The 25,248-nt window shown below is 70.4% G+C and carries 19 protein-coding genes and 2 pseudogenes; 17 read left to right on the plus strand and 4 right to left on the minus strand.

Annotated features, from left to right (window positions below; all coding sequences use genetic code 11):
- Positions 1-5 precede the first annotated feature (5 nt).
- Genes ABZ928_RS31290 through ABZ928_RS31300 form a run of 3 tightly spaced genes read left to right on the plus strand, consistent with a single transcriptional unit; the run spans position 6 to position 6,218 of the window.
- A complete protein-coding gene (locus ABZ928_RS31290; protein ID WP_361526221.1) occupies positions 6-1,403 on the plus strand; it encodes an FG-GAP-like repeat-containing protein in 1,398 nt (465 codons plus the stop codon).
- Between the two features lie 35 nt (positions 1,404-1,438).
- Positions 1,439-2,884 carry an FG-GAP-like repeat-containing protein gene (locus tag ABZ928_RS31295; RefSeq protein ID WP_361526224.1) on the plus strand — a complete coding sequence of 482 codons (1,446 nt, stop codon included), beginning with the start codon at positions 1,439-1,441 and terminating at the stop codon, positions 2,882-2,884.
- A 22-nt stretch (positions 2,885-2,906) separates the two neighbouring features.
- The gene (locus tag ABZ928_RS31300; RefSeq protein ID WP_361526227.1) at positions 2,907-6,218 is read left to right on the plus strand and encodes an NACHT domain-containing protein; all 3,312 of its coding nucleotides are present in this window, start codon (positions 2,907-2,909) and stop codon (positions 6,216-6,218) included.
- 216 nt (positions 6,219-6,434) lie between these two features.
- Here the strand turns inward: ABZ928_RS31300 and ABZ928_RS31305 are convergent.
- A pseudogene (locus tag ABZ928_RS31305) lies at positions 6,435-6,989 on the minus strand (transposase family protein); the annotation flags it as partial.
- 312 nt (positions 6,990-7,301) lie between these two features.
- Here ABZ928_RS31305 and ABZ928_RS31310 point away from each other — a divergent pair.
- The 9 genes and pseudogenes from ABZ928_RS31310 (at position 7,302) to ABZ928_RS31350 (ending at position 14,819) form a co-directional block, all read left to right on the plus strand.
- Complete coding sequence (locus ABZ928_RS31310; protein WP_361526230.1) at positions 7,302-7,589, plus strand: hypothetical protein; 288 nt, start codon at positions 7,302-7,304, stop codon at positions 7,587-7,589.
- A gap of 490 nt (positions 7,590-8,079) precedes the next feature.
- Positions 8,080-8,925 carry a helix-turn-helix transcriptional regulator gene (locus ABZ928_RS31315; protein ID WP_361526233.1) on the plus strand — a complete coding sequence of 282 codons (846 nt, stop codon included), beginning with the start codon at positions 8,080-8,082 and terminating at the stop codon, positions 8,923-8,925.
- Complete coding sequence (locus ABZ928_RS31320) at positions 8,922-9,110, plus strand: DUF397 domain-containing protein (RefSeq protein ID WP_361526236.1); 189 nt, start codon at positions 8,922-8,924, stop codon at positions 9,108-9,110. Before ABZ928_RS31315 ends, ABZ928_RS31320 begins: the two co-directional genes overlap by 4 nt.
- A gap of 223 nt (positions 9,111-9,333) precedes the next feature.
- Positions 9,334-10,197 (plus strand): hypothetical protein, encoded by an 864-nt coding sequence (locus ABZ928_RS31325; protein ID WP_361526239.1) that lies wholly within the window; start codon positions 9,334-9,336, stop codon positions 10,195-10,197.
- A pseudogene (locus ABZ928_RS31330) lies at positions 10,194-10,748 on the plus strand (Uma2 family endonuclease). Before ABZ928_RS31325 ends, ABZ928_RS31330 begins: the two are co-directional and overlap by 4 nt.
- A 152-nt stretch (positions 10,749-10,900) precedes the next feature.
- The gene (locus ABZ928_RS31335; protein ID WP_361526242.1) at positions 10,901-11,257 is read left to right on the plus strand and encodes a YciI family protein; all 357 of its coding nucleotides are present in this window, start codon (positions 10,901-10,903) and stop codon (positions 11,255-11,257) included.
- Positions 11,258-11,306: 49 nt separating this feature from the next.
- Positions 11,307-12,599 carry an RNA polymerase sigma factor gene (locus ABZ928_RS31340; RefSeq protein WP_361526245.1) on the plus strand — a complete coding sequence of 431 codons (1,293 nt, stop codon included), beginning with the start codon at positions 11,307-11,309 and terminating at the stop codon, positions 12,597-12,599.
- 87 nt (positions 12,600-12,686) lie between these two features.
- Positions 12,687-13,886, plus strand: a complete 1,200-nt coding sequence (locus tag ABZ928_RS31345; RefSeq protein ID WP_361526248.1) for an FAD-dependent oxidoreductase — start codon at positions 12,687-12,689, stop codon at positions 13,884-13,886.
- 36 nt (positions 13,887-13,922) lie between these two features.
- Positions 13,923-14,819, plus strand: coding sequence for an RNA polymerase sigma-70 factor (locus tag ABZ928_RS31350; RefSeq protein ID WP_361526251.1), 897 nt, complete (start codon positions 13,923-13,925; stop codon positions 14,817-14,819).
- 9 nt (positions 14,820-14,828) lie between these two features.
- Here ABZ928_RS31350 and ABZ928_RS31355 read toward each other — a convergent pair whose 3' ends face one another.
- A complete protein-coding gene (locus ABZ928_RS31355; protein WP_361526253.1) occupies positions 14,829-16,019 on the minus strand; it encodes a methyltransferase domain-containing protein in 1,191 nt (396 codons plus the stop codon).
- 90 nt (positions 16,020-16,109) lie between these two features.
- Between ABZ928_RS31355 and ABZ928_RS31360 the strand changes: the two genes are divergently transcribed.
- The 4 genes from ABZ928_RS31360 (at position 16,110) to groL (ending at position 20,192) form a co-directional block, all read left to right on the plus strand.
- Positions 16,110-17,027: a polysaccharide deacetylase family protein gene (locus ABZ928_RS31360; RefSeq protein WP_361526256.1), complete on the plus strand. Its 918-nt coding sequence runs from the start codon at positions 16,110-16,112 to the stop codon at positions 17,025-17,027.
- Positions 17,024-17,746: a polysaccharide deacetylase family protein gene (locus ABZ928_RS31365; protein WP_361526259.1), complete on the plus strand. Its 723-nt coding sequence runs from the start codon at positions 17,024-17,026 to the stop codon at positions 17,744-17,746. Before ABZ928_RS31360 ends, ABZ928_RS31365 begins: the two co-directional genes overlap by 4 nt.
- 380 nt (positions 17,747-18,126) lie before the next feature.
- On the plus strand, positions 18,127-18,435 hold the full coding sequence (gene groES, locus ABZ928_RS31370; protein ID WP_031477499.1) for a co-chaperone GroES: 309 nt from the start codon (positions 18,127-18,129) through the stop codon (positions 18,433-18,435).
- Between the two features lie 131 nt (positions 18,436-18,566).
- Positions 18,567-20,192 carry a chaperonin GroEL gene (gene groL, locus ABZ928_RS31375; protein WP_361526262.1) on the plus strand — a complete coding sequence of 542 codons (1,626 nt, stop codon included), beginning with the start codon at positions 18,567-18,569 and terminating at the stop codon, positions 20,190-20,192.
- Between the two features lie 87 nt (positions 20,193-20,279).
- Here the strand turns inward: groL and ABZ928_RS31380 are convergent, their stop codons facing one another.
- On the minus strand, positions 20,280-20,984 hold the full coding sequence (locus ABZ928_RS31380) for an ester cyclase (RefSeq protein WP_361526265.1): 705 nt from the start codon (positions 20,982-20,984) through the stop codon (positions 20,280-20,282).
- Between the two features lie 72 nt (positions 20,985-21,056).
- Between ABZ928_RS31380 and ABZ928_RS31385 the strand changes: the two genes are divergently transcribed.
- Entirely contained in the window at positions 21,057-24,506 is a 3,450-nt protein-coding gene (locus ABZ928_RS31385) for a hypothetical protein (protein WP_361526267.1), read from the plus strand.
- On the opposite strand, the gene ABZ928_RS31390 is transcribed toward ABZ928_RS31385, so the two are convergent.
- Complete coding sequence (locus ABZ928_RS31390; RefSeq protein ID WP_361526269.1) at positions 24,475-25,248, minus strand: SDR family oxidoreductase; 774 nt, start codon at positions 25,246-25,248, stop codon at positions 24,475-24,477. The genes ABZ928_RS31385 and ABZ928_RS31390 overlap by 32 nt on opposite strands.

Genomic DNA, 25,248 nt, shown 5'->3' on the forward strand with positions numbered 1-25,248 from the left:
TCCTGATGTCCACCCGCCGTTCGTACAAGCACTGGTCCGTGCCACTCGTGGCGGGCGCGCTCGCGCTGGGCGGGATCCCGGCCCTCACGGCGACCGCGGGGGCGGCCACGCCGGCGCCGGCCCGTGACGACTTCGACGGGGACGGCTACCAGGACCTCGCCGTCGGCGCCCCGAACGCCACGGTGGGCGGGCAGAGCGGAGCGGGCTACGTCGTCGTCATGTACGGCGGACCGCACGGCCTCACCAAGGCCAGACGCACCGTCATCAGCCGCGCCACCACCGGCATTCCGGGCAGCCCCGCCCTCGGCGAGGCCTTCGGCATCCAGCTCTCCAAGGGCGACCTGGACGGCGACGGACGCACCGACCTCGTCATCGGACACACCTCCACGCGCACCGACGCGGTCGTGGTCTGGGGCGGCGCGAACGGCCTGTCCGGCGGTACGTCCGTCCCCGCCGCGAGCACGCAGACCGGCGACTTCGACGGCGACGGCAAGCAGGACCTCGTCCTCTTCCGCGGCGGCCGCTCGGGCATGGACGACCCCTTCGGCACGAAGGCCACCGTCTGGACCGGCCCGCTCTCCCGCTCCGGCAGCCCCGCCGCGACGAAGCCCTTCGGCCCGACCGACCTCACGTACTACGACGTGGTGGGCAGCGCCGCCGGGGACGTGGACGGCGACGGACGCGACGAACTCGCGGTGAGCATCTACTACGGCGACGGCGGCTACGGCTCGAAGTTCTACCGGCCCGCCGCCACCGGTGATGCCTTCACGTCCGCCACCGACACCGCCCCCGAGAGCGAAGGCGGGGCGGCCTTCGGTGACGTCAACGGCGACGGCTACGGCGACTTCGTGCGGGGCGATCAGAACAAGTCGACGATCACCGTGGCCCTCGGCTCGGCCGGCGGCCTCTCCCCCGCGTCCACGTGGAAGACGTACAGCCAGAACACCCCCGGAGTCCCCGGCGGCCGGGAGACCGTGGACTACTTCGGCTCCTCCGTGTCCGTCGGCGACATCAACGGCGACGGCTACGAGGACGTGGCCGTGGGAGCACCGGGGGAGGAACTGGGCTACAACGACGGCGCGGGTGTCGTCGACGTCCTGTACGGCAGCCGGAACGGCCTCACCGGCAAGGGCGCCCAGGCCTTCAGCCAGAACACCGCCGGAGTCCCCGGCGCCGTGGAGACCAGCGACAGCTTCGGCGGCTCGGTCCGCCTCCTCGACATCAACGGCAACGGGTACGCCGACCTGGCGGCCGCGGCGACGTACGAGAACGCGGGCGCGGGCGCGGTGTGGTCGCTGCGGGGCCGGCCCACGGGGGTGGTGACGGACGCGGCGTTCACGTTCGGGGGGAAGACGGTGGGGGCGCCGTATGTGAAGGCGGGGTTCGGGCGGGAGCTGAAGTAGCTCGCGTGGAGGTCTGGGGGTCTGGGGGTCTGCCGGTGTTCTCCTTGCGTTCGTACGTGCCGTGGGCCGCGCCGCTGACGGCGGGGCTGCTCGTGCTGGGAGGGGTGCCGGACGACCTCCCGGGTGACAGCGTCCGGGCGGGGCCGGTGCGGGACGACTTCGACGGGGACGGGTACCGGGATCTGGTGATCACCGCGCCTTTCGCGGACGTCACCGAGCGCGACGCGGGCTATGTGGCGGTCCTCTACGGTGGCCCGGACGGTCCGGCCATGTCCGGCCGGACCGTCGTCATCAGCCGTGGTACGGAGGGGATTCCGGGGCAGCCGGGGGAGTCGGAGCGCTTCGGCTCCGCGCCGTTCAAGGGCGACCTGGACGGCGACGGCTACGCGGACCTCGTGCTCGGGGGCACCTGGAAGACACAGGACGCGGTCGTCGTGTGGGGCGGCCCAGGCGGGCTCACCACCGCGGGCGCCACGTCCGTCCCCGGCAACACCCCCGTGCCGGGCGACTTCGACGGCGACGGCGAGCTGGACCTGGCCCTGTTCCGGTCGAGCCAGTTCGCGGTCGACGACGCGCCCTTCGGCAGCACGGGCAAGGTCTGGTACGGCCCGATCTCCCGCTCCGGCATCCCGGCTCGCGAGACCGGCTTCCCGGACAAGCTCAAGAGGTTCGACGTCTACAGCGGCGCGGCCGGGGACCTGAACGCCGACGGCCGCGACGACCTCACCCTGAGCGGCGACTGCGGTGCGGGCGACAGCGACCACCACTTCTGCTACCCGCTCTACCTCGGTGCGAAGTCGGGGTTCACCAAGGCGTCCGCCGGGTTCTTCCGGGCGGGTACCGCCCAGGGCGACATCAACGGCGACGGATACCTCGACTTCGTCAGCAGCAGGAGTACGGGCGACGGCGAGGGCGAGGGCGGCGGCCTCGGCACGATCGCGTTCGGCACGGCGGACGGCCCTTCGCCCCGCTCCACCTGGACGTCCATCGACGAGGCGGTCCGGGGGACACCGGCGGAGGCGATGCTCGACAAGCACTCCATCGCCTCCGTGGCCGTCGGTGACATCACGGGCGACGGTATGGCGGAGGTGGCGCTGGGCGTGTTCGGCGAGGAGCGGGAGGGAGCCGAACCCGAGGACACCTCGGGCGCCGTCGTGATCCTCCGGGGCGGCCTCGGCGGCCTGACCGGGACCGGCGCCCAGCGCATCACCGAGGACACCCCTGGCGTCCCGGGCGGGGTGGAGGACTACGACCACTTCGGCGTCGGCCTGCGCGTCCTCGACCTCGACGGCAACGGCTTCGGCGACCTGTCCGTGGGCGCGTGGCGGGAGGACGACGGGGACGGGCGGGCGTATGTGCTGCGGGGCGGGCCGGAGGGAGTGGTGACGGAGGGGGCGGGGCCTGACGCGGTACTGACGCTCGACGCGAAGTCGGTGGGGGCGCCGAACGAGGGGGCGCACTTCGGTTCAGCTCTCAAGTAGCCCGGGGAACAATGGAGTTGTGTTGTTACGGCCCGAACGGCGTACAAGCAACCGACTGATCCGCGGCACGGTGCTGGCCGCCGTCGCGGCGATGTCCCTCGGCCTGGCGGTGTGGATCTGGCTGGACCCGGACGTGACGGCGGACGTGGCCACGATCGCGGGCCTGTTCGTGGGCCTGGCTTCGCTGCTCCTGGCACTCGCGGACTTCTTCCGCCCGGACCCCGCCCCTCCCGACCCCGCCGCCCTCGCCGACGACCTGGCCCTGCGCCTGTGCGAACAGTGGCTGGAGGAGGCGGAGGCACGCCAGTTGAGGGACCCGCGGGTGCTGCCGCTGACGTGGACGACGACCGGCCGGGACGTGGCGGACGTGCCGCGCAACGTCGTACGCATGCGCCTGGACGGCCGCCTCGACGGCCGCTTCGACGAGGTCACCGCCCGCCTCGCCGAGGGCTGGTCCCAGGTCCCGAACCACCGCCTGGTGGCGATAGGCGAGCCGGGCTCAGGGAAAACGGTCCTGGCGATGCTCCTGACGCTGGGCCTGCTGCGGGCCCGAGCCCAGGGCGACCCCCTCCCGGTCCTTCTCCCGGTCTCCTCCTGGGACCCGGTCCGGGAACGCCTCGACGACTGGATTGTCCGGACACTCGCCCAGCCGTACTACAACGGCCGAGCCGACATCCCCCGCACGCTCCTGACCCACGGCCTGCTGCTCCCCGTACTGGACGGCCTGGACGAGATTCCCGAGTCCGCCCGCCGCAGCGCGATCAAGGGCATCAACCACGCCATCGGCGGTGAGCGACCGGTGGTGGTGACATGCCGGGCGGCGGAGTACGAGGAGCTGATCCGGGGCGGGGCGCCGACGCTGCGGCGGGCGGCGGTGGTGGAGATCTCGCCGGTGCCGGCGGGGGACGTGATCGGCTACCTGGACGCGGTGGACTGGCCGAGACCGACGTCCTGGAGACCGCTCTTCACCCACCTCCGCACCGACCCGTGCGGCCCCCTGGCCCAGGCCCTCTCGACACCGCTGATGGTGACGTCCGCACGGCTGGTGTACGAGCGGGGCGGCGGTGACCCCGGGGAGCTGTTGGACACCGAACGCTTCGACTCGGCGTACGCGGTGGAGGACCACCTCATCAACGGCCTGGTCGACGCGGCGTACGCACGGGATCCGCGGCTGCCGGAGGGGGCGGTGGGGGAGGGGCGGGAGCGGTGGAGCGCGGGGGAGGCTCGGCGGTGGCTGACGTTTCTGGCGTGCTATCTGCATGATCGGCGGGAGCGGGATCTGGCTTGGTGGTTGTTGAGCGGGCGGTTGTTGTCGCGGTGGGCGGGGCCGGTGATGGGACTGGCTCTCGCCGTGGTGCTCATCGCTGTCGCCGCCGGGTGGATGACGGCGACGGGGAGCATCGGTCCGGACAGCCGGAGCCCGGCTCTCATCATCGCGATCGGTATCGGCGGGATCTTCGCACTGCTGAATTCCCTTGTCTGGTACGCCTCCGAGGCCAGGCCGCCCGGTCGGCTCGCCTGGTCGGTGCGCGGCTCCGCCGACCGGCTGCTGCGCGGCTTCCGCAGTGGCGCGGCCGTGGCTCTTCTGACCGCGGGACCGGTGGTTCTCGGCGTCACGGCCGTCCGGGTCGTCGCCGATCCCGGCGGCCGGGGCACGCCTCGCGCCGTCGAGTTGTACGTCGAGGACGTCACTGTCTCCGCGGCCCTCGCGGTGGTCGCCGGCCTGGCCCTCGCCGCGCACAACTGGCTGGACGCCCCGCCCTCCCGCGCGACCCAGGTCGGTCCGCGCAAGTCGCTGGTGCAGGACCGGCGTTCGGCGCTGGCGAGTGCGGGGCTCGCGGGCGCGGTGGTGGCGCTGACGGGGCTGCTCGGATGGTACGTCGGGGTCGTGGCCGGGGACTTCCTGCTGCGCCTGCTGACCCGATGGACCGGCTGGCCGGGCCGTCCCGACGTCAGCGTGCTGGCCGGGGACCGCTGGCGGACGGTCACGGGTGTCTTCAGCGACTGGCAGACGGCGGTGGGGATCGCCGTGTTGCTCCCGGGTACGTTCTTCGCCCTCCTCGTCCTGACCGGGCGGGCCTGGCCACGGTTCGTGGTGGCGCGCGTGTACCTCGCCGCCCGTGGTCAACTGCCCTGGCGTCTCATGGCGTTCCTTGCCGACGCCCGGCGCCGGGAACTGCTGCGACAGGCCGGTGGCGTCTACCAGTTCCGGCACATCCGGCTGCAGGAGACGCTGGCCGGGGAGGCGACGTATCTGGAGGAGCGGGGACGGGAGGCGGCACGGCGGGCGGAGGTCCGGCGGCGGGCAGTGCTGGCGGCGGGAGCCGGTGTCGTGGTCGCGGGCGCGGCCTGGGGGCTCAGCAGACGGCGGGACAGGAGCGTGGCGACCCTGGCGGTGCCGGGGAAGCGGCCGGTGGTGGCGGTGGCGATGCGGCCGCGACAGGGCTGGCAGGTCGCGTACGAACTGGAGCCCGGGGGCGTGTGGCTGGCGGACGGGGCGGACCAACACAGCGCGCCGGTGCTGCTGCGTGCTGAAGGTGACTACTACCCCGCGCCGTCGCTGGCCTTCTCCAGTACCGGAAGGTTCCTGGCGATGAACGATCTCTCGGGGAGGGGCGTCGGGTTGTGGGACCTCCACCCGCCCCTGTCGCTCGCCCGCCTCAACGTGTTGCGGAAGGACCAAGGAGAGTATGCGGACGCTCTTGTGGCCTTCCATGGGGATCTGCTGGCGGGCGCCCTGGGCTCGACGGTCGCGCTGTGGAAGGTGTCCGGTTCGGGCGCGGTCACCCGCCTGCCTGAGCCGGTTCCCGACGGTGACGGCACCCAGGACGACATCGTCGACATGGCCTTCCTGCGCGACGGCAGCCTCGCCACGCTGGATGCCTCGGCCGTCCTGCGGCGCTGTCCGCCACCACGTTTCAGCACCGTCAAGGAGGACTTGCCGCGCCCGACCCTGTGGGAGAAGGACGAAGACCTTTCGGACGCCTCCCTCTGCGCCGCCTCCCACGACGACGCCTTCGCCTTGTTCGGTTTCGAGCGCGCGGAACTGTGGCGGCGCCAAGGCACCGGCTGGGGACGCCCGGTGAGCCTCGGCGCCTTGGGGACGACCGGCGCCTTCCACCCCACCGAACCTCTCCTCGCCGTGGGCGACCTCTACGGCGGCGACATCCAGCTCTGGCACACCGATGCGATACCGGAAGCGCGGAAGGGCAGGAAACTCACCGGCCACAACGCCCCAGTCCTCGCCCTCGACTTCAGCCTCGACGGCAATTGGCTCGCCTCCGGCAGCGATGACGGCACGGTCCGCATCTGGGATGCCGGCGACCTGTTGTGATCCCACAGTGGTGCGAGTGCCAGTGGCGGGACTGTCCTGAAGTTGGGTCTCCCAAGATTTTCGTAGGCGTTGATCGGCTGAGCTTGAACTCGGGTTGAGGTCAAAGAGCCTTTTCCACATGGCCACTGAGGTCTTCTCAATGAAGATCACTTCCACCGGCCGTTGAGGACGAGGGCGGCGCGAGTGTCGGCATCGAGCTCGTTCCGACTTGCCTTTCGGGCGGCGGACCGGGACGTGGATGCCGATGCCGGCGCCGATGTATCCCTTGTCGGCCAGGGTGGACAGGCCGTCGGCAGCCGCGTTGTACAACTTGGGTAGGACGTGCCGCCGGGCGGCGGTGATGTCCGGGGTGGAGCCCGGCTCGACATCGGACACCCACAGTGGGGTGCCGTCCGGGGCTGACAGGAACTGGATGTTCCCGCCGAAGCTGAACCACAGGTCGTTGCCGTTGTCCCGGGTACCTGCGACGCGATCACTCTCGACGAGCATGCCGTCGAGGATCACGTGACTCATCTCCTCGCCGCGGCAGCGGTCCAACACCGCGCACAGGTCCGGCGCTTGAGCCGCGAGGACGTCGATGCCATCGTGGAGGTAGCGGTAGGCGGTGGCCTGCGAAACACCGGCATCCCTGGCCAGGCAGCGCACGCAGCTCCGCTGATGGAACCAGCGCAGCACCAAGACCGCCTGTCGAAAGGTGCTCAAGGCGCGCGATCCGCGCGGGGTGTTGAGACGACGGCGCTGCGCGGCAAGCAGCCGGGAGAGGTGGACCATGATGTGGCGCGGGACATCGAGCGCGGCAGCATAGGTGACCAACGTGAAGCCTCTGGTTCAGCGGACGATCTTGTGGTGACAGCCGTCCTACCAGGGGCTTCATGTCTGTCAACGACTGGACCCCGAATCGTATTTCGCTGAGAAACATCACTAACTCACCTGCCCTGAACGGGACTTCTCAGAATCCCTCTACGTCAAGAACCGTACAGGCCCGGTGTGGAATCTTGCTGAGAATTACAAGTGGGTTGAAGGCGTAATTGGAAAACTGCAAACGGTCGGCATTGGCCGATCAATCTCCTTGATGAGGGTACGATGGCGCTGAGTCAACGTCTGATCTCGAAAATACGACAAGAATTTGAAGGGGAAGCGGAGGCCGTTCAATCTCTCCTTGAAAGTGAGGAGTTGAGGGTTTTTGGTCAAGAGGGGGCGGCGACGGATCGGGTTCTGACGGCCGTGATCATCGTCGCATCGGGAAATGTCGATCGTTTCTTGTATGCTTTGCGGGTCATGGAACAGGACTGGCGTGACTTGCTTTTCTATGCCGGTCTGGACAACGCTGACTGGCCCGAGCGTCTCGATGAGTACTATGGCGTTCAGTAGCGAATTCCTTTTCCCAGTCGGTTTGCCGAATGTGTGCGATTTCAAGTTCATTGCTCCGGGTGGACACGCTATGCATATATAGGGCTTCACCACCACTGCGAACAGGGTCCGGTCAATCCGCCGGTGACGTTCCCGCGGTGACGGGTAGTAGCTCAGGCTGGGACAAGGCCATCGCGTGCTCCTCCGGTTGAACTGGTCGTTCACCAGGGAGACTTGCGCGATGGTCTGCCCCTGCGCAGGGGGTATGCGCAGTCAAAGGATGCATGCCCCGGGCAGGTACCTGCGCGTTCCGGGGCCTGGCCCAGCTACACCACTTCATAGGGCGCCATCGGGTCCGGGCGGTCACAGTTCCGGTGGCCGTCGTCGTTGCCGCCGCGTAGGGCTGACCGGCAGCGGTCGCAACACCATGGCGGCTGGCCCTCAGTGGAGTTGAGGGTGCCATTCGCCTGTGGGACGTCAGTCACCTGCCGTAACCTCAAAGTGACCGTCGATGTACACAGCGTGGTGTGCCCAGGTGGAGGTGGGGTCGTTGGGGGAGCAGGTGCCGATCGCTTGGCGGTACTGCGGGAACCAGTTCAAGATGTGGCGACAGGAGGCCGGGATCAGCCGCGAGCAGGTGGGCGCGGAGTCCAACTACTCGCCGGACACGATCACTTCGTTCGAGCGCGGGGTGCGCAGACTGCCGACGAGACTGCTCGCGCTCGGGGACGAGATGTTCGGCGCACGGGGCAAGCTGAAGGCGGCGGCCCAGTACCTGGAGCCGGAGAAATACCCGCCGCGCGCACGGGAGTTCATGGACTGCGAGGCGCGGGCGATCGCCTTGCAGTCGTATCAGGGGATGCTCGTCCCGGGCCTGCTCCAGTCCGAGGACTTCGCCAGGGCGATGCTGAGCGCCCACTATCCGCCGCTGGACGAGGAGACGATCGAGGTCCGGACGGCGGCCCGCGTGGAGCGGCGGCAGTTGCTGTTCCGCAAGCCGCCTTCGTACTTCGCGTTCGTGGTCGACGAGATCGCGCTGCGGCGGGAGGTGGGCGGACCCGAGGTGATGCGGGGGCAGTGCGAACTGCTGCTGGAGTTGGGTGCGTTGCGTAACGTCGACATCCAGGTGTTGCCGATCAGCAGGGGTGCGCACGTCGGACTCGGCGGTCCATTCGTGGTGCTGGAGACGGCGGATCACGAGCAGTATGCCTTCGAGGAAGGGCAGACGTTCAGCGCGCTGTACTCCGATCCGGAGACCGTCGGAAGGCTCTCGCGGCGAATTAGCATGATTCGCATGCAGGCCCTCAGTACCGAGGAGTCGGCGGAGTTCATCAAGAGGGAGGCCGATAGCTGGTGAGCGATCAACTCGTCTGGTTCAAGTCGAGCTACAGCAACACCGAGGGCGGTGATTGTGTCGAGGTCGCCCTCCGTCCCCGCACCGTCCACGTCCGTGACTCGAAGCTCAACCTTCGGAGCGACACCCCCGAGTTGACGGTTCCCGCCCGCGCCTGGACGGAGTTCGTCGCGCACGTCGGGGCTTGAGCTTCGGGGGTCGGGATTCGAGACCCTTTTGCAAGGAATGGGTGGGCGGCACAACCCACCCACCCTCCCAAGTCACCTTGCTGGCCAGGCGAGATGACTTTTCGTGATCGGGTCGCGGCGGAGCGTGGCGAGCGTGTAGCGTGCGCCTCGAAAAGCATCGACCCCCGTGGGTGCGGGAACACCACGCGGGGGTCTCACCAACTGATCGAAAGCGACTCGATCCATGGCTATCGCCCAGCTTAGTGCTGCCCCGCGCCCGTCCGCCCACCCCAAGGCCAATCCCGGGTACGGAAAGAAGTCCGCACCGGACCAGGAGCCCCGCAGCGGACGGGACTTCGCCCACCTTCCCTCCCGCGAGGCGTCGATCGCCACGTACATCGACCGGCTCGACGACGGGGCGGACATCAGCGTGAAGACGCTGGCCAAGCATGTCTCATACGGCCAATGCGCCATCGGTACCGCCCTCAACAACCTCTCCGCCGCCGGGCATCTACGCCGCGTACGCCGTCCCGTCACCGTCGATGGCTGTCCCCGCTGGGTCTGGCACACCTTCTTCTCCCGTACCGCTCGCGACGACGTCTGGTGGGACACCTTCCTCGCCGGTGAGGCACCGGTCACCAAGCCCTCGCCGGAAACGGTGCGTTCGGCGGCGTTCGGCGTGCTCGCCCGGCTCGGGCGGATCGACGCACGGCTGACGCTCTCGGCGGGGGAGTGCGGGGCGTTGGAGGAGAGCGCGGCGGAATGGTTCGCGCGGGGGGCGAGTGAGGCGCAGTTGGTGCAGGCGGTGGCGTCGGGGCTTCCGAAGCGAGTGGAGTATGCGTTCGGCTTCGTGCGCGCCCGGCTGGTGGAGAAGCTGCCGCCCGAGCCGGAGCCCGCGCAGCCCGTTCGCTACGAGGTCCTGTGCACGGCGTGCGGCGAGCCGGGCGAGGGCGAGGGCGAGCACGGTGGCGGTATGCGCGGCGGGCTGTGCGCGGGCTGCCGGGGTGGGCGGCCCGGCCTCGACGCCGACCGGGTGCACGCCCACGCCGGGCGGCTGCGTGACGCCCTGCGCGCTGGACGTCGTACAGAGGGAGGAGCAGGCGCATGACTTGCAGGAGGGCCGACCGGCCCCAGATGCTCGTCGAGTAGTTCGAGGAACTCGCCCGTCTTGCACCCGAGTCGGTGCGTCTGGAGTTCCTGAACGGAAAGCTCGGGGTCAGACCCGCGCCGGACGGGAATCACGGATCGATCCTGATGTGGCTGCTCAAGCGGTGCCTGCAACACCGCCCTGAGCTGTTCCTCTATCCCGGGCAGGGACTCAAGGTTGAAACATGCCGCAACGGGCGGGCGAGGCCGGACGGCGTGCTCGCGTCCGAGGGGCATTTCGCCGACAGGGGTGAGTGGTCCGAACCTGACGATGTCCTGATGGTGGTCGAGGTCATGCGCAACCGCATCGCGAAGCCGGACGGATACGCGGCCGCGGGCATCCCTGTCCATCTCCTCATCGACCGTGACGCGGTCAGCGTGACCGTCTGCGCCGATCCCGAAGACGGTGTCTACCGCTCCCTCACCACCCGAGCCCTCGGGGCGGTGATCGAGCTGCCGGATCCGGTCGGGATCACGCTGGAGACGGCGAAGCTCAAGGACTTCGTCGACTGACGGCGTCGCTGACCTGCGGAAACGGTGCCGGAAAGAAATCTTCGGGAAATTCCGGCGTGCGTGTCGATCCCCCCGCCCCCCGATCGACGCATGGTTGAGAGGCCGGAAAGACCCGGCCCCTGAATCCGGCACCCGGAACCCGAGGAGTCACCATGCCCCGCTACCTCTCCCTCGTGCAGATCGACGAGTCCACCGCCCCCGCCGAGGGCCCCAGCCCCGAGCTGATGCAGCGGATGGGCGAGCTGATCGAGGAGATCACCAAGGCCGGCGTCATGCTGGACACCGCCGGTCTGACCCCGTCCGCGCAGGGCACCCGGGTGCGTTGGGAGGGCGGGAAGATCTCCGTCACCGACGGGCCCTTCACCGAGGCCAAGGAGGTCGTCGGCGGGTACGCGATCATGCAGTGCAAGGACCGGGCCGAGGCGCTGGAGTGGACCAAGCGGTTCCTTCAGGTGCACGAGGAGTACTGGACCGTGACCTGCGAGGTGCGGGAGATCGCGGAGGGCTGAGGCTGATCTCCCTGGCCATACATCTGCACGAGGTGTTGCATGGAGGGCTGTGACCCCACAGCCCTCCAACGGCAACGGCACCGCCGACGCACGCCACGCCATCGACACCGTCTTCCGCCTCGAATCCCCCCGCATCGTCGCCGCCGTCACCCGCATCGTCCGTGACATCGGCATCGCCGAGGAACTCGCCCAGGACGCCCTCGTAGCCGCCCTGGAGCAGTGGCCCCGCGACGGGGTCCCCGACAACCCGGGTGCCTGGCTCATGACGACCGCGCGGCGGCGGGCCGTCGATCTGGTGCGGCGGCGGGAGAACTACGCCCGCAAGCTCCAGGAGATCGGCCGCGACCTGGAGACGACGACCGCGCCGCCCGAGGAGCCCGCCGACCCGGAGGACATCGACGACGATCTGCTCCGCCTGGTCTTCACGACATGCCACCCGGTGCTGTCCCCCGAGGCCCGAATCGCCCTCACCCTGCGCCTCCTCGGCGGCCTCACCACCCCCGAGATCGCCCGCGCGTTCCTCACCCCCGAGCCGACCATCGCCCAGCGCATCGTCCGGGCCAAGCGCACCCTCGCCACCAAGAACGTCGCCTTCGAAGTGCCGTACGGCCCGGACCGTGAGGCCCGCCTCAGCGACGTACTCGACGTCATCTACCTGATCTTCAACGAGGGTTACGCCGCCACCGCCGGTGACGACTGGCTGCGCCCGGGCCTGTGCGAGGACGCCCTCCGGCTGGCCCGTGTGCTGTCCGGGCTGATGCCGAAGGAACCGGAGGTGCACGCGCTGACCTCCCTCCTGGAGTTCCAGGCTTCCCGTACCGCCGCCCGCACCGGCCCCGACGGCGTCCCCGTACTCCTCAAAGACCAGAACCGCCGTCGCTGGAACCGCATGCTCATCGCCCGCGGCATCAAGGCCCTCGGCCGCGCGGACGCCACCGCCACCGGCGCGCCCGGCCCGTACGCCCTCCAGGCCACCATCGCCGCCTGCCACGCGCACGCGTACACCTACGAGGAGACCGACTGGACGAGCATCGCCACCCTCTACGGCCTGCTCGCCGCCCGTGCCCCCTCCCCGGTCGTCGAGCTGAACCGCGCGGTCGCCGTGTCGATGGCGGAGGGCCCGGCGGCGGCTCTGGAGATCGTCGACACGCTCGCCGCCGAGCCCGCCTTGCGCGACTACCACCTGCTCCCCAGCGTCCGCGGCGACCTGCTGGCCCGCCTCGGGCGTACGGCGGAGGCGCGCGCGGAGTTCGAGCGGGCGGCGGGGCTGGCGCGGAACGGGCGGGAGCGGGAGCTGCTGGCGGCGAAGCTCCGGGAACTCCCCGGAACCCCCGTGGAGTGATCTGAGTCACATCCTGTCACGGTCGTCACGCCCCCGGTGTCTTGTGGCCGAACCCCCGAGAACGACGGAAACGACCGAGGAGACACCATGAACCGGAACACCGAAGTCATCGTCATCGGCGGCGGATACGCCGGAGTCATGGCGGCGAACCGGCTGACCCAGCGCGCCGACGTCACCGTCACCCTGATCAACCCCCGCCCCGTCTTCGTCGAGCGGATCCGGCTGCACCAGCAGATCGCCGGGACCCGCGACGCGGTCGTGGACTACGGCAAGGTGCTGGCCAAGGGCGTCGGGCTGGTCGTCGACACCGTGACCCGGATCGACGCGGACGGGCGCGCCGTGCGGCTGGGAGCCGGGGGCACGCTTCGCTACGACTACCTCGTGTACGCCGTGGGGAGCGGCAGTGCCGACCCGACCGTGCCCGGCGCGGCCGAGTTCGCCTACCCGATCACCAGCGTGGAGGAGGCGGAGCGGCTGCGGCCGGTCCTCGACGCCGCGCCCGCCGCCGCGCCGGTGACGGTCGTCGGAGGCGGCCCGAGCGGGATCGAGACCGCCGCCGAACTGGCCGAGCGGGGGCGCACGGTGACCCTCGTGTGCGGCGGGGACCTCGGTCCCACGCTGCACCCGCGCGGCCGGGCCTCGGTCGCCGGGCGGCTGGCCCGGCTCGGGGTGACCGTGCTCGACGGACCCGGCACCAAGGTCGCCGCGGTGACCCGTGACGCCGTCCGGCTCGCCGACGGGCGTGAGCTGCCGAGCGAGGTGACCATCTGGACCGCCGGGTTCGGGGTGCCGGATCTCGCGCTGCGCAGCGGGCTGAGCACCGACGCCCTGGGGCGGCTCCTCACCGACGAGACGCTCACCAGCGTCGACGACGAGCGCATCGTCGCGGCCGGGGACTCGGCGGCGCCCTCGGACCTGCCGTTCCGGATGGGCTGCCAGTCGGCGGTCCAGCTGGGCCCGCAGGCCGCCGAGACCGTACTCGCCCGGCTCGCCGGGACGCGGCCCGCGCCCGTGAGCGTCGGGTTCGCCGGTACCTGCATCAGCCTGGGCCGCCGTTTCGGCATCTTCCAGGTCGCCACCAAGGACGACATCGCCAAGAAGCAGTACATCGGCGGCCGTTTGGGTGCGAAGGTCAAGGAGATCATCTGCTGGAGCACCGTCTGGCAGCTGGGCTACGAGGCCCGCAAGCCCGGCAAGCACACCTGGTGGGCCAAGGACCCCATGCGCCAGGAGCTGCTGCGGGCCAAGGACGCCCGGACGCCGGCCACCGCTGAACAGGCGGCCTAGCCGAAGGCCGCGAACGACCGAGGGGGAACCAGAGACATGAGCGAGCACGGCACCGACCCGGCCACCGACACCTTCGTCGCCCACCGCAACCTGCTCTTCACGGTGGCCTACGAGATGCTCGGCTCCGCCGCCGACGCCGAGGACGTGCTCCAGGAGACCTGGCTCAGATGGGCCGCCGTCGACCTGGAGCAGGTCCAGGACCACCGCGCCTACCTGGTCCGCATCACCACCCGCCAGGCCCTCAACCGGCTGCGCACCATGACCCGCCGCAAGGAGTCGTACGTCGGCCCCTGGCTCCCCGAGCCGATGCTCACCGCACCGGACGTGGCCGAGGACGTCGAACTCTCCGAGAGCCTGTCGATGGCGCTCATGCTCGTCCTGGAGACGCTGTCGCCGACCGAACGCGCGGTCTTCGTGCTGCGCGAGGTCTTCGACATCGAGTACGACGAGATCGCCGCCGCCGTCGACAAGAGCCCCGCGGCCGTCCGCCAGATCGCGCACCGCGCCCGCAAGCACGTCGACGCCCGCCGCCCGCGCCGGTCGGCCTCCGTGAAGGTGACCCGGGCGGCCCTGGAGTCCTTCCAACACGCCCTGGAGACCGGGGACTTGCAGGGCCTCCTCGACGTACTCGCCCCCGAGGTCGTCATGCTGAACGACGGCGGCGGCATCAAGGTCGCCGCCCCGCGCCCCATCACCGGCGCCTCCAAGGTGGCCCGCTTCATCCTCGGCGCCATGGCCAAGAACGGCGCCACGCTCACCGCCGCCCCCACCGTCGTGAACGGCAACCCGGCCCTCGCCCTCAGTCTGGGCGGCGAGTTCGACGGCGTCGTGGCGTTCCGCATCGAGGACGGTCACATCAGCGGCCTCTACTACGTCCGCAACCCGGAGAAACTGACCCGCGTCGACTCCGAGACGAGCCTCACCCTGCGCTGAACCCGCTGCTCAGGCGGGGGCGCCGATCAGCATCGTCGGCGCCCCCGCGACCCGCGTCAGAAACACGGTCGCCTCGGCCTTCCCGTGCGGCTTCGGCAGTACCTTGCGCCGCAGTTCCTCCGGTTCGACGGCCGAACCCCGCTTCTTCACCGTCAGGATCCCGACCCCTCGCTCCCGCAGCAGCGCCTTCAACTTCTTCACGTTGAAGGGGAGTTGGTCGGTGATCTCGTAGGCGGTGGCATACGGGGTCACGTGCAGTTCGTCGGCGGTGATGTACGCGATCGTCTCGTCGATCAGGCCGCCGTCGAGGTCCTCGGCGACCTGCGCGACCAGGTGGGCGCGGATGACGGCGCCGTCGGGCTCGTACAAGTACCGGCCCACGGGGCGGACTTCGGGGTTCGGCAGCATGGTGGCGGGCGAGGCCCAGATGCCGGCCTCCGAGGGCAGCAGGATCGCCCGCCGTGCCCCCGGTGTCCGGCCCTCGCCGAACTTCAGCACGGCCTCCTTCACGTCCCCCCGGTCCGAGATCCACTCGGCCTCGGCCTCGGCGGGGATCGCCTCGTGCGGGATGCCGGGCGCGACCTTCAGTACGCCGAGCGGCGCCTTGAGGGCGGCGGACACGGCCCAGGACAGGGGAGGGGAGTAGGCCTCGGGGTCGAAGACGCGCCCTCGGCCGCCCCGTCGCGCCGGGTCCACGAACACCGCGTCGTACGGGGACGTGTCGATCTCCGTGACGTCCGCCTCCCGTACCTCGATCAGGTCGGCAAGGCCCAGCGCCTCGGCGTTCGCCCGGGCCACGGCGGCGGTGAAGGGGTCGCGGTCCACCGCCAGGACGCTGATCCCGGCCCGCGCCAGCGCGATCGCGTCCCCGCCGATCCCGCAGCACAGGTCGGCGACGGACCGGACGCCCAGCGCCTGGAAGCACTCGGCGCGATACGTCGCCACACTCGCCCGCGTCGACTGCTCCACCCCGTTCGGCGTGAAGAACATCCGCCCCGCGTCCTCCGCCCCGAACTTCACCGCCGCCCGCTGCCGCAGCCGCGCCTGGCCGAGCGCCGCCGACACCAGTTCGGCGGGGTGCTCGCGGCGCAGCCGGGTGGCGACGGCGAGTTCGTCGGCGGGGGCGGTGCCGCGCACCGCGTCGAGGAGGGCGCGGCCCTCGGGAGTGAGGAGGGCGTGGAGGGGGGCGAGGTCGTTCACCGGGTCATTGTGGGCCAGTCGGAGGACGCGGCGCCTCCGGCGGCGGTGTCGGCCCGGGATCAGGGCGGTGACCTGCGAGGATCCGGCGCCATGGGATCAGTAGTACAAAATGACAAAAGCCGGTCGGGTCAAGGGCTGCGCCTCCGGATCGGCGTCGCCGTCCTCGCCGTCGCCGCGATCGCCTCGGGCTGTACGCAGGCCGAGAGCACGAAGGTCCGCCCGGCCCCCGGCCAGCAGCCCCTGAAGGCGCCCCCCGCCCGGGCCCTGGACTCGTACGCCACCAAGCTCCGCGCCCAGGCGAGGACCGCCAAGCGCTGGGGCCTGGCGAAGGTCCCGCTGACGCCCCCGGCGCCGCCCGCGAAGAAGCCGAGGATCACCACCCGCAAGGGCTTCGAGGTCGACGACCACGTCGAGCAGGGCCTGCCGCCCGTCTTCACCACGATCCCCACCCGGCAGAAGATCGTCTTCCTCACCATCGACGACGGCGCCGAGAAGGACCCCGCGTTCCTGCGGATGATGAGCGAGCTGAAGATCCCGTACACCGCCTTCCTCAGCGACTACCTGGTCAAGGAGGACTACGGCTACTTCGAGCGGATGCGGGTCCGGGGCGTCGTACTCAACAACCACACGCTCCACCACCCGTACCTGCCGGGGCTGTCGTACACCGCGCAGAAGCGCGAGATCTGCGGCATGCAGGACGTCATCGAGAAGCGCTACGGCAAGCGGCCGCTGCTCTTCCGCCCGCCCTTCGGCAACTACAACGAGGACACGCTGCGGGCGGCGAAGGCCTGCGGGGTGAAGTACGCGCCGATCTGGAACGAGGAGGTCTTCGTCGACCACTGGGAGTACCGGGAGTGGGACCGCTCGATCCACCCGGGGGACATCGTGCTGAGTCACTTCCGCGGCCGGGAGGACTGGAAGGGCACGATGCCCGACATGATCCGCCGGTTCCTGAACAAGATCACGGCCGAGGGGTACGCGGTGGCCCGGCTGGAGGACTACCTGTGAGTGCGCGAGGACTGGCCGTCGTGGCCCTGGCGGCCACGCTGCTCACCGGCTGCGCCCCGTCCGTCGACCCCATCGAACGGCTGGGCAGGAAGGCGGTGACGTACGGGGCGAAGGGGACGCGGTCCGGGGCCGGGTCCGCCGTGCCCGTCGTGAAGCGGATCTCCACGTCCGACAAGGTCGTCTTCCTGACCTACGACGACGGCGCCGAGAAGGACCCCCGCTTCGTCGAACTGGTCCGTCAACAGCGGCTGCCCGTCAGCATGTTCCTCACGGACAGCGTCGTCGGACCCGGGTACGGCCACTTCGCCCGCCTCCAGTCGGTGGGCGCCTCGATCCAGAACCACACCCTCGACCACGCCGCCCTGCGCGGCCTGCCCTACGCCGGCCAGCGCGCCGAGATCTGCGGCCAGCAGGACAAACTCAAGTCCCGCTTCGGCATCCGCCCCCGCCTCTTCCGCCCGCCCTACGGCACGTACGACACGACGACCCTCCGCGCCGCCGCCGACTGCGGTGTCGAGGCGGTCGTGCTGTGGCGGGCGTCGATGGGGGACGAGGGCCTGACGTACGGGACGGGGGAGCGGCGGCTGCTGCCGGGGGACATCGTGTCCGTGGCGTCGATGGGGACGAGCGGGATGACGCTGGTGGAGCGGACGGAGAGGGTGCTGGAGGAGGTGCGGGGGGCGGGGCTGCGGGTGGGGCGGCTGGAGGATTACGTCTAGGGCGCCGGTCGGGGCATTTCAGCCTGTCCGGCGTTTGAGGACGAGGCCCCTTCAGGGCCGAAGCGGGGGTCTGGGGGCGGCAGCCCCCGGTCGCGGCAGCGCCGACGCAGGGTGCCAGGACAGTCACGGCGCCCCTGGTGAAATCCGCTCGGCCCGCGCCGCGAATCCGCTCGGCCCGCGCCGCGAATCCGCTCGGCTCGCGCCGCGAATTAGCAGTCCGCTTGACCGAGTGCTAATCGCGGTCATAGTCTCGGGTCTGGCACTCCCCCCTGGAGAGTGCCAATAGCGACGGGCAGGTCCGGCACCCGCGACGACGGATCCACCTGGTCGCCACCTCAGACAGTTAACCCCGTGAGATCTCCGAAGGGGGAGGTCGGATCGTGACGACCGCCAGCTCCAAGGTTGCCATCAAGCCGCTCGAGGACCGCATCGTGGTCCAGCCGCTCGACGCCGAGCAGACCACGGCCTCTGGCCTGGTCATTCCGGACACCGCGAAGGAGAAGCCCCAGGAGGGCGTCATCCTCGCCGTCGGTCCGGGTCGCTTCGAGAACGGCGAGCGCCTGCCGCTCGACGTGAAGGTCGGCGACATCGTGCTGTACAGCAAGTACGGCGGCACCGAGGTCAAGTACAACGGCGAGGAGTACCTCGTCCTCTCGTCCCGCGACGTCCTCGCGGTCATCGAGAAGTAGTTGACCCGCTTCTTCACCGAAGCACTTTGCTTTTGAGCTGCGCCCCGGGCCCCCGCGACCTCATGAATCCGGGCGTCAGGGGCGCAGTTCGCTTTTACACCCACGTTTTCCGAGAGGGCTGAACCGCTCCCATGGCGAAGATCCTGAAGTTCGACGAGGACGCCCGTCGCGCCCTCGAGCGCGGCGTCAACAAGCTTGCCGACACGGTCAAGGTGACGATCGGCCCCAAGGGCCGCAACGTCGTCATCGACAAGAAGTTCGGCGCCCCCACCATCACCAACGACGGTGTCACGATCGCCCGCGAGGTCGAGATCGAGGACCCGTACGAGAACCTCGGCGCGCAGCTGGTGAAGGAGGTGGCGACCAAGACCAACGACATCGCGGGTGACGGTACGACCACCGCCACCGTGCTCGCCCAGGCGCTGGTCCGCGAGGGCCTGAAGAACGTCGCCGCGGGTGCCTCCCCGGCGCTGCTGAAGAAGGGCATCGACGCCGCCGTAGCCGCCGTGTCGGAGGACCTTCTCGCCACCGCCCGCCCGATCGACGACAAGGCGGACATCGCCGCCGTCGCCGCGCTGTCCGCGCAGGACACGCAGGTCGGCGAGCTCATCGCCGAGGCGATGGACAAGGTCGGCAAGGACGGTGTCATCACCGTCGAGGAGTCCAACACCTTCGGGCTGGAGCTGGACTTCACCGAGGGCATGGCCTTCGACAAGGGCTACCTGTCCCCGTACTTCGTCACCGACCAGGAGCGTATGGAGGCCGTCCTCGACGACCCGTACATCCTGATCAACCAGGGCAAGATCTCCTCGATCCAGGACCTGCTGCCCCTCCTGGAGAAGGTCATCCAGGGCGGTGCCTCCAAGCCGCTGCTGATCATCGCCGAGGACGTCGAGGGCGAGGCCCTCTCCACCCTGGTCGTCAACAAGATCCGCGGCACCTTCAACGCCGTCGCCGTGAAGGCTCCCGGCTTCGGTGACCGCCGCAAGGCGATGCTCCAGGACATGGCGGTCCTCACCGGCGCCACGGTCATCTCCGAGGAGGTCGGCCTCAAGCTCGACCAGGCCGGTCTGGACGTGCTGGGCTCCGCCCGCCGCGTCACGATCACCAAGGACGACACCACGATCGTCGACGGCGCCGGCGACTCCGCCGACGTCGTGGGCCGCGTCAACCAGATCAAGGCCGAGATCGAGAACACGGACTCCGACTGGGACCGCGAGAAGCTCCAGGAGCGCCTCGCGAAGCTGGCCGGCGGCGTGTGCGTGATCAAGGTCGGCGCCGCCACCGAGGTGGAGCTGAAGGAGAAGAAGCACCGTCTGGAGGACGCCATCTCCGCGACCCGCGCCGCGGTCGAGGAGGGCATCGTCTCCGGTGGTGGCTCCGCGCTCGTCCACGCCGCGAAGGTGCTTGAGGGCGGCCTCGGCAAGACCGGCGACGAGGCCACCGGTGTCGCCGTCGTCCGCAAGGCCGTCGTCGAGCCGCTGCGCTGGATCGCCGAGAACGCCGGCCTGGAGGGCTACGTCATCACCTCCAAGGTCGCCGAGCTCGACAAGGGCCAGGGCTTCAACGCCGCCACCGGCGAGTACGGCGACCTGGTCAAGGCCGGCGTCATCGACCCGGTCAAGGTCACCCGCTCCGCCCTGGAGAACGCCGCCTCCATCGCCTCCCTCCTCCTCACGACCGAGACCCTGGTCGTCGAGAAGAAGGAAGAGGAGGAGCCGGCGGCCGCTGGTCACGGCCACGGTCACTCCCACTGAGCCCAGTAGCTCGTAGAAGCCCCGGCTTCATAGAAGGCCCGGCACCCGCGCGACGGGTGCCGGGCCTTCGCCGTACCAGTGGCGGCCCTACTGCTCCAGGTCGTCCAGCACGCCCAGCTGCCCCATCAGCCCGAGCCGGTCGTACTGCCACCACCCCTCGGCGATCTTCCCGTCGGCGGCACACCGATGGATGGTCGTCCCCGTCATGGAGACCCGCTTCCCCGTGGCCGGGATCCCCATGAAGTCCCCGTTGTGCGTCCCGTGCCAGGTCCACCGGGTGCACACCCGGTCACCCTGCGCCAGCTGGTCGTCGATGGTGAACTCGAAGTCGAAGCCGCCCTTCCACATCTCGACCTCCTCCCGCACCGCGTCCAGCCCGATCACGTCCTGCTCGTTCGACGGATCATGATCGTGATAGTCCTCGACCAGCAGCCCGTCGAACGACGGCACCTCCGTCCCGGCCAGCGCCTCGAAGAACCGCCGGCAGGTGGCGGCGTACAGCTGCTCGTCCCGCACCACGTCGAGATCCGTGAACGTCGGCATCTCGTCGCACAGCGCGACCATCTCCCGGAAGATCTTGTCCGTCTCCGGCAGCCCGGAATTCCGCATCGCCTCCTCGTACGACGGAAACTCCACGATCTCGACGAAGTGCGACGCGTCCCCCCGGTCCTTCCCGATGGTCGTGTGCGTCGCGGTCCGTTTCCCCTTGGTCTGCTCGACCCATGTGTCCATCAGCCGGTTCATCTCGTCGAAGCGGCTGGTTCTGCAGTCGATGAGCTGTACGAAGGTCATGACACCATCGCCTCCGGCCCCCTGGGTCCGGTTGTACGGGTCCATTGTCCCGCTCTTTGCCATCATGGGCCCATGGAGGCGCGGGGGGACCGGTCCGTCTCGGCGGGCCGTGACATCGGGGTGGCGGTGACCGGCGACCACAACAAGGTCGTAGTGCACCCCATGACCGCGACAGCCCCCATGGCCCGCTCGGCGTACCGGGAACAGGTGCGCCGCATCGCCCCGCGCGAACTCATCGACCGAGACCACGAGTTGGCCGAGCTCGCCGACTTCTGCACCGCCGCCTCGGGCCCGGCGTACGCCTGGTGGCGAGCCGGGGCGTGGGCGGGCAAGACCGCGCTGATGTCGTGGTTCGCGCTGCATCCGCCGCGGGGTGCGCGGGTGGTCCCGTTCTTCGTCACGGCACGGCTCGGTGCGCACGACGACGCCACGGCGTACGTCGACATCGTGGGCGAACAACTGGCCGAGCTGGCCGGGGAGGGACTGCCCGCCCATCTCACCGTGGCGACGCGCGAGGCCCACCTGCTGCGTCTGTACGGGGCGGCGGCCCGGACCTGCGCGACGCGTGGCGAACGGCTCGTCCTGCTCGTGGACGGGCTGGACGAGGACCGGGGCGTCACGACAGGACCGGACGCCCACAGCATCGCGGCCCTGCTCCCGGAGCACCCGGAGGCGGGCATGCGGGTGGTGGTCGCGGGCCGGCTCCATCCGCCGCTGCCGCAGGACGTCGCCGAGCGCCACCCCCTCCGCGATCCGGCGGCCGCACGGGAGCTGGTCGTCTCGCCGCACGCCCAGGCGGTCCGGGTGGAGGCGGAGCGCGAACTGAAGCGGCTGCTCCGAGGGCCGGGCCTCGCCCACGACCTGCTCGCGTTCGTCACCGCCGCCGAAGGAAGCCTGACGACGGCCGACCTCGCCCACCTCACCGGCGCGACACCGTACGAGGTCACCGACCTCCTGCGCACCATGGTGGGCCGCACCTTCGCCACCCGCGCGGAGGGATACCTCCTCGCCCACGAGGAACTCAGGGTCCAGGCCGAGGAGATGATCGGCGCCCGTGAGCTGACGCGCCGCCGCGACGCCCTGCAGGAGTGGGCCGACGACCACGCGACGCGCGGCTGGCCGGAGGACACCCCCGCCTATCTGCTGCGGGACCACTTCCTCGTACTGCGCCGCTGCGGCGACCTCGACCGGATGCTCCGGCACGCCCTGGACCCCGTACGCCATGACCGGATGCTCGCCGTCACCGGCGGGGACGCCACCGCGCTGCGGGAGATCCGGCTCGTCCGGGAGCGGCTGACCGGCGCGGGGCAGCCCGTCGACCTGCTGACACTGCTGCGCCTGGCGATGCGGCGCACGGATCTGCTGGACCGCAACACCTGGATCACCGCGGACTTCGCCCGGGCCTGGGCCGAACTCGGCGAGTACGACCGCGCGGAGGCCGCGGCCCGGACCCTGCGGCACCCCGAGCGACGAGCCGAATGCCTGGCGCAGGTGGCCAGAACGCTCGCCGTCCGCGAGAAGACCGAGCACGCCCGCACCCTGCTCGCCGAGGCCGAGGCCGAACTGGCGGAGGCCATGGCGGAAGTGTCGGACAGCGCCTCCGAGGCGGGCGGAAGCCGGCAGACGTACGGACTGCCCTCCGCCCGCCTTGCCGTCGTCCAGCTGCTGATGGCACTCGACCTGTACGACAGGGCGGAACAGGTCGCCTCGTCCGGCGGCGACACCTGGCCCGAGCACCGGCGGATCGCCTGTCTGGTCGGCATCCGGCTGGGCACCGAGCAGATCGACCGCGCGCTGGACCTCCTGGAGTCCCACCCGGAGCTGGAACCCGCTTACCTGGTGCGCATCGGCTTGCTGCTCGACGACTACGAGCCGTTGGACTCCCGGCAGAAGGACAGATTGCGCACGCTGGTCGTCGAGGGGTGGCAGCGGGCCGACTCCTACGACCAGGTGCGGGACGTGGTGGAGGAGCTGGCCCGGGCAGGTGAGTTCGAGGACGCGGAGCGGGCGGCCCGCACCTGGGACGCCGACGCGGAGGAACGCGCGGGCCTGCTGCTGACCGTGTACTCCGAACTGGTCCGCGCCAACTACCCGGAATCCGGAAGGCTGTTCAGCGAGATAGCCGGCGCCGGCCACCGCGACGACGCCCTCATCGCATCGGTGACGGGCCTGGCCCGCATCGGCCTGCTGCACCAGGCGCGGGAGCACGCACAGTTGATCACCGACCGCTACGACCGGGAGAACGCGCTGTCTGCGGTCGTCGAGGCGCTCGCCGCCGAGGGGAAGTTCGCCGAGGCCGAGGAACTGCAGAGGACGGGTCTCCGTGACGACCGTGGGGACGAAGCGCTGGTGACCGGGGCGGTCGCCTGGGCGGCGCGGGGACACCGTGCGGAGGCGGTCGCGTACCTCGTCCGGCTGCAGAGCCGACTGCGCGACCGGGCCGCGGACCTGCTCGTCGTCCAGCAACGGGTCGACGTGGCGGACGCCCTCCGTGAGGTGGGCCGCGACGACGACGCCCGCCTCGTCCTCGACGCCATCGAGGACGACCTTCCGCGGCTCACCTGGTCGGACGAACGCGACTGGCTCGTCTGCGACGTCGTCAGAGTCCTCGCCGAGATGGGGGAGCCGGAGCGGGCAGCGGCGCTCCTGGGGGAATTCTCCGACGTCGGCAGGGTGACCGGCGCCTGGCGGGACATCGAGAGAAGCCTCATCCACGCGGGTGCCCACGACCGGGCCGCGGCGCTCGAACGGGAGATGGGCGAGGAGATCACCGCGTGCCTGCGCGAAGAATCGGAGTGGCTACGGGAGGGGGCGGTACGGGATCTGGTGGACGCGGGGCGGCCGGCCGAGGCCGTGGCCCACGCGCAGGCGGCCGCGACGGAAACGTTCAGCGCGGAGACCCGCGTGGTGCTCGCGGCGGCGCTGGCGTCTTCCGGGCGGTTCGAGCAGGCGCGCGTGGCGTTGGAAGAGGCAGGGGCCGCTTCCGGGCGTCATGGGTGGTCGGTCGCGCGCTACCGCTTCCTCGCCCTCCAGGCGTTGGGCGACCACGACGAGGCCTGGCGGACCGTCGAGGAGGCCGCGTCCATCGAGGCGGAGGGGAAGTGGCTCGGGAAGGTCGACGACCTCATCGGAACCCTCGTGACCGCCGGTGAACCGGACCGAGCCGAGTCGGTGGCCAGGGACATCGACGCGGGACAGCGGACACACCGTGCCACGGACGCCCTGGTGAAGGCACTCGTGGCCGCCGGTGACCACGAGCGGGCCGTACGGGTCGCGGGTCTGGGCACGACCCCGGCCGGCCTGCGGGCCCGCACCGCCGCGGCGCTCGTACCGGCGGTCGACCCCGCCCTCGGCCGCGAACTCGCCGCGTACGCGCTGGGGGAGTACGACTCCTGGGTGGACGCACTCCCGGCCCTGGCCCACGCGGATCCCCGCACGGTCCCGCTGGCCATCGACTTCCTGCGCCGCCGGACCGCGCCCACGCCACCGCCTACTGAGGCCCGTACTTCCGCCCCGTCCTAGAGGAAATCCCCCCGAGCAACCCCCGAGGCACCACCTTCACCACCCCCATCAACGCCTTGTACCGGGCATCCGGGATCGACAGCGTCTTCCCGCGCGCGAGGTCGTGCAGTGCGGCCGCCACCAGTTTGTCGGCGTCGAGCCACATCCAGCCGGGGATGTTGTCCGTGCCCATGCCGGCCCGCTCGTGGAACTCGGTGCGGACGAAGCCGGGGGCCAGGGCCATGAGGCGTACGCCGCTGCCCGCCAGGTCCTTCGCGGCGCCCTGGGTGAACTGGACGACCCAGGCCTTGGAGGCGCCGTAGGTGCCGCGCGGGACGAAGGCCGCCACCGAGGCGACGTTGACGACGCCGCCCCGGCCGCGCTCGCGCATGCCCTCCGTCGCCGCGGAGGTCAGTCGCAGGACCGCCTCGCAGTGGACCTTGAGCATCTTCAGCTCGTCGGCCATGGAGACGTCGAGGTAGCGGCCCTTGTTGCCGAAGCCCGCGTTGTTGACGAGGAGGTCGACCGGGTTGCGGCGGTCGGAGAGGCGGGTGGTGACCGACTCGATGCCGGAGTCCTCCGCGAGGTCCGCCGTGAGGACCTCCACCTCGACGCCGTGCCGGTCGTGAAGTTCGGTCGCCTGCTCGCGCATCCGCTTGGTGTCGCGGGCCACGAGCACCAGGTTGTGCCCGTCGGCAGCCAGCCGCCGTGCGAACGCGGCACCGATGCCCGCGGTGGATCCCGTAATCAATGCCGTTGTCAT

Source organism: Streptomyces sp. NPDC046909, assembly GCF_040644695.1.
Lineage (GTDB): Bacteria > Actinomycetota > Actinomycetes > Streptomycetales > Streptomycetaceae > Streptomyces.

What these genes read in the sequence shown, in the direction of transcription:
- ABZ928_RS31290 (WP_361526221.1), top strand. Translation starts at nt 6, where the DNA reads ATGTCCACCCGCCGTTCGTACAAGCACTGGTCCGTGCCACTCGTGGCG.
- ABZ928_RS31310 (WP_361526230.1), top strand. Translation starts at nt 7,302, where the DNA reads ATGGCGCTGAGTCAACGTCTGATCTCGAAAATACGACAAGAATTTGAA.
- ABZ928_RS31315 (WP_361526233.1), top strand. Translation starts at nt 8,080, where the DNA reads ATGTACACAGCGTGGTGTGCCCAGGTGGAGGTGGGGTCGTTGGGGGAG.
- ABZ928_RS31325 (WP_361526239.1), top strand. Translation starts at nt 9,334, where the DNA reads ATGGCTATCGCCCAGCTTAGTGCTGCCCCGCGCCCGTCCGCCCACCCC.
- ABZ928_RS31335 (WP_361526242.1), top strand. Translation starts at nt 10,901, where the DNA reads ATGCCCCGCTACCTCTCCCTCGTGCAGATCGACGAGTCCACCGCCCCC.
- ABZ928_RS31345 (WP_361526248.1), top strand. Translation starts at nt 12,687, where the DNA reads ATGAACCGGAACACCGAAGTCATCGTCATCGGCGGCGGATACGCCGGA.
- ABZ928_RS31350 (WP_361526251.1), top strand. Translation starts at nt 13,923, where the DNA reads ATGAGCGAGCACGGCACCGACCCGGCCACCGACACCTTCGTCGCCCAC.
- ABZ928_RS31360 (WP_361526256.1), top strand. Translation starts at nt 16,110, where the DNA reads ATGGGATCAGTAGTACAAAATGACAAAAGCCGGTCGGGTCAAGGGCTG.
- groL (WP_361526262.1), top strand. Translation starts at nt 18,567, where the DNA reads ATGGCGAAGATCCTGAAGTTCGACGAGGACGCCCGTCGCGCCCTCGAG.
- ABZ928_RS31380 (WP_361526265.1), bottom strand. Translation starts at nt 20,984, where the DNA reads ATGACCTTCGTACAGCTCATCGACTGCAGAACCAGCCGCTTCGACGAG.
- ABZ928_RS31385 (WP_361526267.1), top strand. Translation starts at nt 21,057, where the DNA reads ATGGAGGCGCGGGGGGACCGGTCCGTCTCGGCGGGCCGTGACATCGGG.
- ABZ928_RS31390 (WP_361526269.1), bottom strand. Translation starts at nt 25,248, where the DNA reads ATGACAACGGCATTGATTACGGGATCCACCGCGGGCATCGGTGCCGCG.